Origin of the sequence: Streptomyces sp. NPDC088387 (assembly GCF_044753385.1) — a bacterium.
GTDB lineage: Bacteria > Actinomycetota > Actinomycetes > Streptomycetales > Streptomycetaceae > Streptomyces.
Map to the genome: position 1 here is coordinate 72,160 of NZ_JBIVNC010000012.1, position 11,246 is coordinate 83,405.

The 11,246-nt window shown below is 69.3% G+C and carries 11 protein-coding genes; 3 read left to right on the plus strand and 8 right to left on the minus strand.

Annotation, left to right across the window (positions count from 1 at the left end; translation table 11 throughout):
• Positions 1-44: 44 nt before the first annotated feature.
• Entirely contained in the window at positions 45-1,409 is a 1,365-nt protein-coding gene (locus ACIQAC_RS28890; protein ID WP_402195841.1) for a hypothetical protein, read from the plus strand.
• A 101-nt stretch (positions 1,410-1,510) separates the two neighbouring features.
• Here the strand turns inward: ACIQAC_RS28890 and ACIQAC_RS28895 are convergent, their stop codons facing one another.
• Entirely contained in the window at positions 1,511-2,059 is a 549-nt protein-coding gene (locus tag ACIQAC_RS28895) for a YceI family protein (RefSeq protein WP_402195843.1), read from the minus strand.
• A gap of 426 nt (positions 2,060-2,485) precedes the next feature.
• Between ACIQAC_RS28895 and ACIQAC_RS28900 the strand changes: the two genes are divergently transcribed.
• Both ACIQAC_RS28900 and ACIQAC_RS28905 read left to right on the plus strand, forming a co-directional pair.
• Complete coding sequence (locus ACIQAC_RS28900; protein WP_402195845.1) at positions 2,486-4,081, plus strand: acyl-CoA carboxylase subunit beta; 1,596 nt, start codon at positions 2,486-2,488, stop codon at positions 4,079-4,081.
• A gap of 57 nt (positions 4,082-4,138) precedes the next feature.
• Positions 4,139-4,333 (plus strand): acyl-CoA carboxylase subunit epsilon, encoded by a 195-nt coding sequence (locus ACIQAC_RS28905; protein ID WP_402195847.1) that lies wholly within the window; start codon positions 4,139-4,141, stop codon positions 4,331-4,333.
• Between the two features lie 168 nt (positions 4,334-4,501).
• Here the strand turns inward: ACIQAC_RS28905 and ACIQAC_RS28910 are convergent, their stop codons facing one another.
• The 7 genes from ACIQAC_RS28910 to ACIQAC_RS28940 all read right to left on the minus strand — a co-directional run bounded on the left by ACIQAC_RS28910 (position 4,502) and on the right by ACIQAC_RS28940 (position 11,245).
• Positions 4,502-5,092 (minus strand): GTP-binding protein, encoded by a 591-nt coding sequence (locus ACIQAC_RS28910; protein ID WP_402195850.1) that lies wholly within the window; start codon positions 5,090-5,092, stop codon positions 4,502-4,504.
• Positions 5,073-5,645, minus strand: coding sequence for a DUF742 domain-containing protein (locus tag ACIQAC_RS28915; protein WP_402195852.1), 573 nt, complete (start codon positions 5,643-5,645; stop codon positions 5,073-5,075). The genes ACIQAC_RS28910 and ACIQAC_RS28915 overlap by 20 nt, the downstream gene beginning before the upstream one ends.
• A 94-nt stretch (positions 5,646-5,739) precedes the next feature.
• Positions 5,740-6,153: a roadblock/LC7 domain-containing protein gene (locus ACIQAC_RS28920; protein ID WP_004983065.1), complete on the minus strand. Its 414-nt coding sequence runs from the start codon at positions 6,151-6,153 to the stop codon at positions 5,740-5,742.
• A 10-nt stretch (positions 6,154-6,163) separates the two neighbouring features.
• Positions 6,164-9,373: a nitrate- and nitrite sensing domain-containing protein gene (locus ACIQAC_RS28925; RefSeq protein WP_402195855.1), complete on the minus strand. Its 3,210-nt coding sequence runs from the start codon at positions 9,371-9,373 to the stop codon at positions 6,164-6,166.
• A 379-nt stretch (positions 9,374-9,752) separates the two neighbouring features.
• Entirely contained in the window at positions 9,753-10,343 is a 591-nt protein-coding gene (locus tag ACIQAC_RS28930) for a GTP-binding protein (RefSeq protein ID WP_402195857.1), read from the minus strand.
• Entirely contained in the window at positions 10,324-10,719 is a 396-nt protein-coding gene (locus ACIQAC_RS28935) for a DUF742 domain-containing protein (RefSeq protein WP_402195858.1), read from the minus strand. The genes ACIQAC_RS28930 and ACIQAC_RS28935 overlap by 20 nt, the downstream gene beginning before the upstream one ends.
• Positions 10,720-10,831: 112 nt before the next feature.
• Positions 10,832-11,245, minus strand: a complete 414-nt coding sequence (locus tag ACIQAC_RS28940) for a roadblock/LC7 domain-containing protein (protein WP_402195860.1) — start codon at positions 11,243-11,245, stop codon at positions 10,832-10,834.
• Position 11,246: the final 1 nt, after the last annotated feature.

Sequence of the window (11,246 nt, forward strand, 5' to 3'; positions counted from 1 at the left end):
GACCGATCTCCTTTTCCCGGGACATTCGGGGTACTTTCGAACGTATGAAGGGCGCCCTGGTACCAGCTCTTGTCCGCCTGCTGATCGTGCCGGCCGCCGCCGCACTGGCGGTCCTGATGACGGGTGCGCCCGGCGCGCACGCCGCGACCGATCTCTCCGAAGTCGCCGAGTCCCTGCGCGAGAGTCCCGTCTACGTCGATCCGGCCGCCTCCGGCCTGCTGTCGAAGTCGGACGCCGAAGCGCTCGCCGACAAGATCAGGGACGCGGACAAACCCGTGTTCGTGGCGGTCCTCCCGGCCGACTACCCGACGCGGAACCTCTTCCAGAACCTGCGCACCGAGACCGGCGTGACCGGCCTCTACGGCATCCGCCTCGGCGACGAGTTCGACGCCCGCGCGGACAGCAGCGTCCTCGGCAACAGCGCGGTGAGCAACCTGGTCACCGCCGTGCAGAGCGCCGGCGACCCCAAGGCCCAGCTCAACGACTTCGTCGACGACGCCCTGCGCAACGTCGGCGGCACCGCGCCCAGCAGCTGGAGCGAGGGCTCGGGCGACAGCGGCGTCTCCGCGGGCGGTCTGATCACCGTCGGCGCGGTCGTGGTGGCCGGCGGCGCGGGCGCGTACGCCCTGGTCCGCCGCAACCGCCGCCGCCACGAGGAGGAGCAGCGGGCCGCGCTGGAGAAACTGCGGGTCGTCGTCGACGAGGACATCACCGCGTTCGGCGAGGAACTCGACCGGCTCGACTTCCACCCGGCGGAGACCGGCGCCGACGACGCCATGCGCGCCGACTACGAACGCGCCCTCGACGCCTACGAACAGGCCAAGTCGTTCATGGACGCGGCCACCCGGCCCGAACAGGTCCGCGCGGTCACCCAGGCCCTCGACGACGGCCGCTTCTCGCTGGCCCAACTCGCCGCCCGGCGCGCGGGAAAGCCTCTGCCGCAGCGCCGTCCGCCCTGCTTCTTCGACCCGCGCCACGGCCCGTCCGTCGCCGACGTCACCTGGACCCCGCCGGCCGGCGCCACCCGTGAGGTACCCGTCTGCGCGGCCGACCAGGCCCGGCTCGCCGACGGCGACGACCCGATGATCCGCGAGGTCGAGACCGCCGGCGGGCGCCGCCCGTACTGGGACGCCGGTCCCGCCTACGGCCCCTGGGCCGGTGGCTACTTCGGCAGCGGCCTGCTGCCCGGCCTGCTGGTCGGCACACTCCTCGGCAGCGCCATGGCGGCCCCGGCCTACGCGTCCGACTACGGCTCCGGCTACGGCGACTTCGGCGCCGGCGGCTACCAGGGCGGCGATGTCTCCGGGGCGGACTTCAACTCCGGCGACTTCTCCGGCGGATTCGGCGGCGGCGACTTCGGCGGCGGCGGAGGATTCGGCGGGGGAGGCGACTTCGGCGGCGGCTTCTGAGCGCCCGCCGAAAGCGGGTCCTGAGCGCCCGCCGGCGTACGAGGGCCGTCGGCGCCCGCGGACATGCGAAGGCCGCCCCGAAGGGCGGCCCGCACCACCGGTCAGGCGCTCTTGATCGCCGAGACGTCGAAGTTGAGCTTGATCTTGTCGGAGACCAGGAAGCCGCCGGTCTCCAGCGCCGCGTTCCAGGTCAGGCCCCACTCGGAGCGCTTGATCTCGGCCTTGCCCTCGAAGCCCACCCGCTCGTTGCCGAACGGGTCCTTCGCGGCGCCGTTGAACTCCAGGTCGATGGTGATCGGCTTGGTGACACCGAGCACGGACAGGTCGCCGGTGATCCGGTAGTCCTCGTCGCCCAGGGCCTCGGCCTTGGTCGAGCGGAAGGTCATCGTCGGGAACTCGTCGGTCTTGAAGAAGTCGGCGCTCTTCAGGTGGCCGTCACGGTCGGCGTTGCCCGTGTCGACGCTCGACATGACGACGTCGATCGACGCCGTGGACTTCTCCGGGGCGTCGCCGTCGAGGTGCAGCGTGCCGGTGAACTCCAGGAACTTGCCCTTGACGTTCGTGACCATGGCGTGACGGGCCGTGAAGCCGATCGTCGTGTGGGCCGGGTCGAGGGTGTAGTCGCCGGTGAGTGCGCTGAGGTCGGTCATGACTTCTCCCTTGGGGACGTTCAATCGACGGTCAATTGAAGGTTCAACGATTACCTCGACACCGACCTTAGACCCATGAGGTTCAATATTCAACATCATGGGTGCGGGCGTGTCACGGCGAGCGTAATCACCCCGTCCCGCTACGCGCGGGTAGCGCACCGGAAGCCGCCACGCGCCGACGGAAAAGCGACGGTGTACGGTCTCGGTGACCCCCGCACATCACTCCGGCGATGGCATGCCCCGGACGCGAATGTGAGGCGGCTCTCAGGTGACGACTTTGTGCGACCCCTACAAGCCGCACGCCCCCTGAGCAGTCGGAAACCGTGCATGCTCCGGAGGTTCTGTTCAGTGCTACCAGGAAAACGGGCCGGAGACTGTTCGGAGTCGACGGCTCGCTTTCCTTGCGGGGCTTCGTAGAGTCGCTACATGACCGTTTTGGAAGAGACGACGGGTGAGCCGACCGGTGAGCCGACGGACGCCCGCGGGCGCGTCGCCGAGCTGCACGACATCCGTGCGCGGGCGGTCGCCGGGCCGAGTGAGAAGGCGACGGCGGCACAGCATGCCAAGGGCAAGCTGACCGCGCGGGAGCGCATCGAGCTGCTGCTGGACGCGGGTTCCTTCCAGGAGGTCGAGCAGCTGCGCCGGCACCGGGCGAGCGGGTTCGGCCTGGAGGCCAAGAAGCCGTACACGGACGGTGTCATCACCGGCTGGGGGACCGTCGAGGGCCGCACGGTCTTCGTGTACGCGCACGACTTCCGGATCTTCGGCGGTGCGCTGGGCGAGGCCCACGCGACGAAGATCCACAAAATCATGGACATGGCCATCGCGGCTGGTGCGCCCCTGGTCTCCCTCAACGACGGTGCGGGCGCCCGGATCCAGGAGGGGGTGAGCGCGCTCGCCGGCTACGGCGGCATCTTCCAGCGCAACACCCGCGCCTCCGGCGTGATCCCGCAGATCTCCGTGATGCTCGGCCCGTGCGCGGGCGGCGCGGCCTACAGCCCGGCGCTGACGGACTTCGTGTTCATGGTCCGCGAGACCTCGCAGATGTTCATCACCGGACCGGACGTCGTCAAGGCGGTCACCGGCGAGGAGATCACCCAGAACGGCCTGGGCGGCGCCGACGTCCACGCCGAGACCTCCGGTGTCTGTCACTTCGCCTACGACGACGAGGAGACCTGCATCGCCGAGGTGCGCTACCTGCTGGCGATGCTCCCGCAGAACAACCGGGAGAACCCGCCGCGGGTGGACCCCTCGGACGCCCTCGACCGGCGCAGCGACGTACTGCTCGACCTGGTCCCGGCGGACGGCAACCGTCCGTACGACATGACCAAGGTGATCGAGGAGATCGTCGACGACGGCGACTACCTGGAGGTCCACGAGCGGTGGGCGCGCAACATCATCTGCGCGCTGGCCCGGATCGACGGCCAGGTCGTGGGCATCGTCGCCAACCAGCCGCAGGTGCTCGCGGGTGTGCTGGACATCGAGGCGTCGGAAAAAGCTGCGCGTTTTGTGCAGATGTGTGACGCTTTCAATATCCCGATCGTCACTTTCCTGGACGTTCCCGGGTTCCTCCCGGGAGTTGACCAGGAGCACGGCGGAATCATCCGGCACGGCGCGAAGCTGCTCTACGCGTACTGCAACGCGACGGTGCCGAGGATCTCCCTGATCCTGCGCAAGGCGTACGGAGGTGCGTACATCGTCATGGACAGCCAGTCCATCGGTGCCGACCTCACCTATGCGTGGCCGACCAACGAGATCGCCGTGATGGGAGCCGAAGGCGCCGCCAACGTGATCTTCCGCCGGCAGATCGCGGACGCCGAGGACCCCGAGGCGATGCGGGCGCGCATGGTCAAGGAGTACAAGTCCGAGCTGATGCACCCCTACTACGCGGCCGAGCGCGGTCTGGTCGACGACGTCATCGACCCCGCCGAGACCCGCGAAGTCCTGGCCAAGGCCCTGGCGATGCTGCGCACCAAGCATGCCGACCTGCCGTCCCGCAAGCACGGCAACCCCCCGCAGTAACCGAGCGGACCCATCGCGGCAACCCCGTCGTCCTCTCACTCACGGAGACTGACATCCATGAACACCCCTGACATCCGCGTCGAGAAGGGCCACGCCGAGCCCGAGGAGGTCGCCGCGCTGACGGCGATCCTGCTGGCCCGTGCGGCGGCACACACGTCCACGGAGGCTCCGGCCGACCACACCGGTCGCCGCGCCGTCTGGCGCCGCCTGGAACGCGAACCGGGCTTCCGGGCCCCCCACAGCTGGCGCTGACGCCTCCGGCGCTTCTGCGGCCCCGTTCTCCCCGTGGGGAGGACGGGGCCGTTCGCGCAGTTCCCCGCGTCCTCTCAGGGGCGCGGGGAACTGCGCGAGAAACCACGAACTGCCCGCACCCGGCACTCAGCAGGATGGGGCAGCCCAATAGCCGCGTAGAAGCGGTGGTTACCGCAAGCGAGCCATCAACGCGTGCTCGACCAGCGTGATCAGCGCCGACTTGGCGTCGGCCCGATGCCGCGCATCCGTAGTGATGATCGGGGTGTCGGGCCCGATCTGAAGAGCCTCCCGCACCTCGTCGGGGTTGTACGGCTGATTCCCGTCGAACCCGTTGAGGGCGATCACGAACGGAAGCCCCGAGTTCTCGAAGTAGTCGACAGCCGGGAAGCAGTCGGCAAGACGCCTCGTGTCCACGAGAACGATCGCGCCGATGGCGCCGCGCACCAGGTCGTCCCACATGAACCAGAAGCGGTCCTGGCCGGGTGTACCGAAGAGGTACAGGATCAGGTCCTGGTCGAGCGTGATACGGCCGAAGTCCATGGCGACCGTGGTGGTCGTCTTGTCTCCGGTGTGGGTGAGGTCGTCGATGCCCGCGGATGCGGACGTCATGACGGCCTCGGTGCGCAGCGGGTTGATCTCCGAGACGGCGCCGACGAACGTGGTCTTGCCCACGCCGAAGCCGCCCGCCACCACGATCTTCGCGGAGGTGGTGGAGCGACTCTGAGAAACCGGCCCTCCGCTAGAGCTTGCGAAGTCCACTGAGCACCCTTTCGAGCAGTGTCACGTCTGGCTGGCCGCCGGCGTTCTCGTCGCCGCCGGGCTGATGGATGGCGACCAGTCCCGCCTCCGCCAAGTCGGCGACGAGGATCCTGGCCACGCCGAGAGGGATCGAGAGCAGGGCCGAGACCTCGGCCACCGACTTGATCTCACGGCACAGGTTGCAGATCCGCTGATGCTCGGGCAGCTGACCCTGCATCTGGTGCGGAGCCGCGGTGGTGTGCACCAGCGCCTCGATGGCGAGCTGGTAACGCGGCCTGGTGCGGCCGCCCGTCATGGCGTACGGGCGCACCAGGGGGTTGTTCGACGCTCCGGCGGGCGCGGGCTCAGGGCTGCGGCGCTGCGGCTGCACCGGCTGGATGCGCGGTGCCGACGGCTGGTCGTACGGCGAGGGCCCGGGGCCCTGCGGTGCGTACGGCTGCCGGTGGCTGGGCGTGGAGGGGAAGTTGTACCGGTTCGCCGAGCCGTCGCCCTGCCCCTGACCGGGGCCGTACGACCAGTTGCCCGAAGACGAACCGCCTGGGGGTGTTGCCACTTTCTCCTCCTCCGACTGTGCCGGGCACCCATCGCTGTGGAGCCGCGTCCCGAAACTTTACGGCCACGGGACGCGAAATCGCACCGTGTGTCTGTTAGTTGAGAAGGCTGCCCTGGAGCTCCGCACGGAGATCCGGGGTCAGAACCGTACCGGCACGGTCGACGAGCAGGGCCATCTCGTACCCAATGAGACCGATGTCCGCTTCCGGGTGGGCCAGGACTGCGAGCGACGACCCGTCGGAAATGGACATGATGAACAGGAACCCGCGCTCCATCTCCACAACGGTCTGGTTCACGCTGCCGCCCTCGAAGATGCGCGAGGCACCGGCGGTCAGCGAGGTCAGACCGGAGGCGACGGCCGCGAGCTGGTCGGCGCGGTCGCGGGGAAAGCCTTCGGACATCGCCAGAAGGAGTCCGTCGGCGGAGACCACCACCGTGTGCGACACCCCGGGGGTGTTGTCCACGAAGTTGGTGATCAACCAGTTCAGGTTCTGCGCCGCCTGGCTCATCGGGCTCACACTAACGCTCCTGGTTGTAGGTGCTGTCAGGCCCACTGTGATGCCGTGTGGCCTGGCCGTTCGTTTCGCTTCCTGCACTGCGTCCCCGCTGGACCCCGCGGCGCAGGTTGCTCAGCCTGCCCCGGACGTCCTCGGGAGCGCGGGAGACCTGTGGGCCGCCCTGCGGAGTCGTCTCCGCGGCACCCTCGACCAGATTCGCCTTGGGTACCCGCCGCGGCAGGCCGGAGGAGGTGACCCCACCCGCCTTGGGCTTGCGGAGCTGGGAGGCCTGCTGCCAGCGCTCGTCGTTCGCCGAGCGCCAGGAGTCGCCACCCGGTCCGTCCGTCGCGGGGGCCGCCGCCTCCCGGGTCGCGGGCCGGGGAGCACCGGCGCCCGCACCGGACGCGGTGGATCCGCGGCGCGGAAGCCCGGCGTCGGTCAGCTCGTGGCCGGCGGTGGGGGTGGGTCCCGGACGGTCGAAGCCTACGCGGTCCTGCTCACCCGCGTCAGCGGCCTGAGTGGATTCCGCTTGCGGAGCGTACTGGTCCGGATAGCCGTTCTGGTAACCGGTCTGCTGCGGCCAGTCATCCTGGTAGGGCCGCTCTTCGAGACCCGCATAGCCGTTCTGGGCGGGCGCCTGCGGCTCGGGCCGCGGCTGCTCCGGATACGAGGTTTCCGGGTAGCCGCCGTTGGACGAGTAGCCCTCGCCCTGCGGCTGGTTGCCGTTCGGCGCGTAGTACGGCTCCTCGTACGTCGGCTGCTGCGGCTCCTCGTACGACGTCTGTCGTCCGTAGGCGTCCTGCTGGTCGGGGTAGCCGACCTGGCCGTTGCCGTTGTCGTAGGACTGCGGAGCGTTGTAGCCGTCGTACGGGGACGCCTCGGGGACGCCCTCCTGGCCGGGCTGGTGCGCCTGGGCCTCCAGGGCCGCGCGGCGCTCCTCGCGCATCAGGGAGCGGCCCACCGGGTCCAGCTCACGGATGTCGTCCGGCACCTCGGTGTAGGCGCTGTCGTCGAAGCCGAGCTCCGCGGCGGTGCGCATCGGCTCGACGCCGAACTGCTCGCCCGCGAAGTTCTGCTCCGGGATGATCTGCGAGACCGTGAACTCCTCGCGGCTCATCGGGGACTCGCCGCCACCACCGTGGGTGATCGCGTCGGGCAGCATGACCAGCGAGGTGGTGCCGGCCTGCTCGCCCGAGGGGCGCAGCTGGACCCGGATGCCGTGCCGGTCGGACAGCCGGCCGACCACGAACAGGCCCATGCGCTGGGAGATCGCGGCGTCCACGGTCGGCGGGTTGGCCAGCTTGTGGTTGATGTCCGCGAAGTCCTCGGCGGTGAGGCCGATGCCCTTGTCGTGGATCTCGATCATCACGCGGCCGTCGGGCAGCCGGGTCGCGGTCACCCGGACCTTGGTCTGCGGCGAGGAGAACGTGGTGGCGTTCTCCAGCAGCTCGGCGAGCAGGTGTACGAGGTCGGTCACGGCGCGGCCGTGGATCTCGGCCTCCGGGACGCCCTGGAGCTCGATGCGCTCGTACTGCTCCACCTCGGAGGAGGCGGCGCGGACGACGTCGATGAGCGGCACCGGCTGGTCCCAGCGGCGGCCCGGCTCCTCGCCGGCGAGGACCAGGAGGTTCTCGCCGTTGCGGCGCATACGGGTCGCGAGGTGGTCCAGCTTGAAGAGGCTCTCCAGCTGGTCCGGGTCGGCCTCGTTGTTCTCCAGCTCGGTGATCAGGGTCAGCTGGCCCTCGATCAGCGACTGGTTGCGGCGCGACAGGTTGGTGAAGATCGCGTTGATGTTGCCCCGCAGCAGGGCCTGTTCCGCGGCGAGCCGGACGGCCTCGCGGTGCACCTGGTCGAAGGCGCGGGCGACCTCGCCGATCTCGTCCGTGGAGTTGATCGGGATGGGTGCCACGCGGGTGTCGACCCGGCCGGGGTCGGTACGCGAGAGCTGGTCGACCAGCATCGGCAGCCGCTGCTCGGCGACACCGAAGGCGGCGTTGCGCAGCTGGCGCATCGCGCGGCTCATCTGGCGGGCCATCATGCCGGCCAGGATGAACGCGGCGAGCAGGGCGACGACGACGATGGCGCCGGTGACGATCGCTTCCTGGCGGGCGTTGTCGGCGAGGGTCGCGGCCTCGTTCACGGCCTTGTCGACCATCTCGGTCTCAAGGGTGTCGTAGCCGTCGAACTTCGCCGTGGAGACGCCGAGCCAGGTCTTGGGGGTGACGCCCCGCTGGGCCAGCTCCTCGGTGGGCAGCCCGCCGGCGATGCCCTGGAGCATGGTGTCCGCGAGGGGCATGGCGGTGTAGGCGCCGCCCTGGGTGGAGGAGCTGGCGCCGGCGTCGACGGCCTCGCCCTTGTCCCCCACGGTCTGGCGCTGCTCGGCCATGATCGCGTCGAGTCGCCGTACGTCGGCCTCGTCGGCGCCGGAGACCAGCTCGTTGACGGCGATGCCCTCGAGGTAGCGGTACGAGGCGAGGGAGACGCGCTGCTGGGCTACGACGGTCGCCTTGTCGGACGGGCGCACCAGCAGGTGCACACCGATCGCGCGCTCCAGGGAGGCGGCCGCCTTGGCCAGCGACACCGCGTAGACGGTACGGCCGTAACTGGTGACGTTGCCGGAGCCGAGGCTGAGCTCGTTGGCGAACTCCGTCAGGCCGTGCTGGACCGCGACATAGCCCTCTTCGGTGGCGACCGGGTCCATGGCGGTGGTGTAGGCGCGCTCACGCAGGGCGGCGAGCTTGGTCTCGTTGCCGCGGAACAGCTCCATACGGCGGTTCAGCCGGGCCGTGTCCGGCAGCCCCTCGGCGACCTTGTCGAACTGCGCCTTGGCGGCGTCGGTGTCGGCGCGCAGCTTCTTGACCGTGGCGGTCTCGCCCTTGCCGAGCAGCAGGTCGGACGCGGAGAGGTCACGTTCGTTGAGCAGGGCCTGGCCGTACTCGTCGGCGGCGCGCACGAGGAGGGCCACACTGTGGGCGTCCTCGGCCTCCTGCCAGGTGTCGATCGAGCCCTTCACCTGGAAGCCGCCCATGACGAGGCCGACCAGCACGGGTATGAGCAGGATCGCGTTCAGCCTGGTGGGCACCCGCCAGTTGCGCGGGGAGAGACGGCCGCCGCTCGGAGCGGGTGCGGCCGTCGGCTCCGAGCCGGGCACGGGGGCGGGCGCCGCGCCGCGCGGCGGCGGGGTGAAGTTGCCCCGGGCGGGCGGCTCGGGACCTTTGTTGCTTCGCCTCACTCGACCAACAACCTTCCGGCGGTCGGCACCTACGTCGTGCCGCAGCAGTGTCTCAGAGCCCGTTCGCCATCGACCTGGAGTACGTCATTGACTATTGGGCAGTTCAGGCATTCCAGCACGTCACCCAGTCGGGTTCCAAACATGGGAAAGTATGGGTTCCACGTGATGTAAGCCCCACATAAAACGGTCATAAAGAGCGAGCCCCGCCAAATGACGGGGCTCTTGTGCGCGCAGCGAGACCACTTGACCGCGACGCGTGGCGGTACTACTCGATTCCTCTGCCGAAACGTTATGAACACCGGAGCCGACCGTGTCAAAGGCCACAGCCGGCTCCAATGTGTCTACGACAACTGCCGTACGCGCCTGCCGACTTGAGTGACTACCTCAGCCGTGCCATCAACGCGTGCTCGACCAGGGTGATCAGCGCGGACTTGGCGTCCGCACGGTGCCGGGCGTCCGTGGTGATGATGGGCGCGTCCGGCCCGATCTGCAACGCTTCCCGCACTTCGTCGGGGGTGTAGGGCTGCTGGCCGTCGAAGCCGTTGAGGGCGATGACGAACGGCAGCCCGCTGTTCTCGAAGTAGTCCACGGCCGGGAAGCAGTCCGCGAGCCGGCGGGTGTCCACCAGGACCACCGCGCCGATGGCGCCGCGCACCAGGTCGTCCCACATGAACCAGAAGCGGTCCTGGCCGGGTGTACCGAAGAGGTACAGGATCAGGTCCTGGTCGAGCGTGATACGGCCGAAGTCCATGGCGACCGTGGTGGTCGTCTTGTCTCCGGTGTGGGTGAGGTCGTCGATGCCCGCGGATGCGGACGTCATGACGGCCTCGGTGCGCAGCGGGTTGATCTCCGAGACGGCGCCGACGAACGTGGTCTTGCCCACGCCGAAGCCGCCCGCCACCACGATCTTCGCGGAGGTGGTGGAGCGACTCTGGGAAACCGGCCCTCCGCTAGAGCTTGCGAAGTCCACTGAGCACCCTTTCGAGCAGTGTCACGTCGGGCGCACCGGTGGTCTCGTCGCCGCCCGGCTGGTGGATGGCGACAAGACCGGCCTCGGCGAGGTCGGCGACGAGGATCCGGGCCACGCCCAGCGGCATGGTGAGCAGGGCCGACACCTCGGCCACCGACTTCACCTCGCGGCACAGGTGGCAGATGCGCTGGTGCTCCGGAAGGAGCCCCATGAGCGCGGCGGGGTCGGCCGTGGTGCTGATCAGCGCCTCGATGGCGAGCTGGTAACGCGGCCGCGTCCGGCCGCCGGTCATGGCGTACGGACGTACCAGCGGCTCGTCGCCCTCGTCCCCGTACGCGTCTGTGTACGGATCATGAGGAGCGGTGGGCGGGGTCATGAATCCTCCGGGCGGGGACAGCAAGTTGGTCAGTCGAGCCATCTGACGAGGCCGGTGGGGGGATTGTGGCGGCCGGACGACGATTTGGTGAGACGGGTGGATCCGAGGCCGATCAGTGGAGCAGACTTCCCTGTAGTTCGGCGCGCAGGTCGGGCGTGAGTACCGCGCCCGCGCGGTCGACGAGGAGAGTCATCTCGTAGCCGACGAGGCCGATGTCGCATTCGGGGTGCGCGAGCACGGCCAGGGACGACCCGTCCGAGACGGACATGAGGAAGAGGAACCCCCGCTCCATCTCCACGACGGTCTGTGCCACGTCGCCACCCTCGAAGATCCGGGACGCCCCGGCTGTCAACGAGGTGAGCCCGGACGCGACCGCTGCCAGCTGGTCGGCGCGATCGCGGGGAAAGCCCTCCGACATCGCCAGGAGGAGTCCGTCGGCGGACACGACGACGGTGTGGGACACCCCGGGGGTGTTGTCCACGAAGTTGGTGATCAACCAGTTCAGGTTCTGTGCCGCCTGGCTCATC

Bases quoted from the DNA above. Each gene is read 5' to 3' on its own strand.
- ACIQAC_RS28940 (WP_402195860.1), bottom strand. From the start codon at position 11,245: ATGAGCCAGGCGGCACAGAACCTGAACTGGTTGATCACCAACTTCGTG.
- ACIQAC_RS28935 (WP_402195858.1), bottom strand. From the start codon at position 10,719: ATGACCCCGCCCACCGCTCCTCATGATCCGTACACAGACGCGTACGGG.
- ACIQAC_RS28905 (WP_402195847.1), top strand. From the start codon at position 4,139: ATGAACACCCCTGACATCCGCGTCGAGAAGGGCCACGCCGAGCCCGAG.
- ACIQAC_RS28900 (WP_402195845.1), top strand. From the start codon at position 2,486: ATGACCGTTTTGGAAGAGACGACGGGTGAGCCGACCGGTGAGCCGACG.
- ACIQAC_RS28895 (WP_402195843.1), bottom strand. From the start codon at position 2,059: ATGACCGACCTCAGCGCACTCACCGGCGACTACACCCTCGACCCGGCC.
- ACIQAC_RS28890 (WP_402195841.1), top strand. From the start codon at position 45: ATGAAGGGCGCCCTGGTACCAGCTCTTGTCCGCCTGCTGATCGTGCCG.
- ACIQAC_RS28920 (WP_004983065.1), bottom strand. From the start codon at position 6,153: ATGAGCCAGGCGGCGCAGAACCTGAACTGGTTGATCACCAACTTCGTG.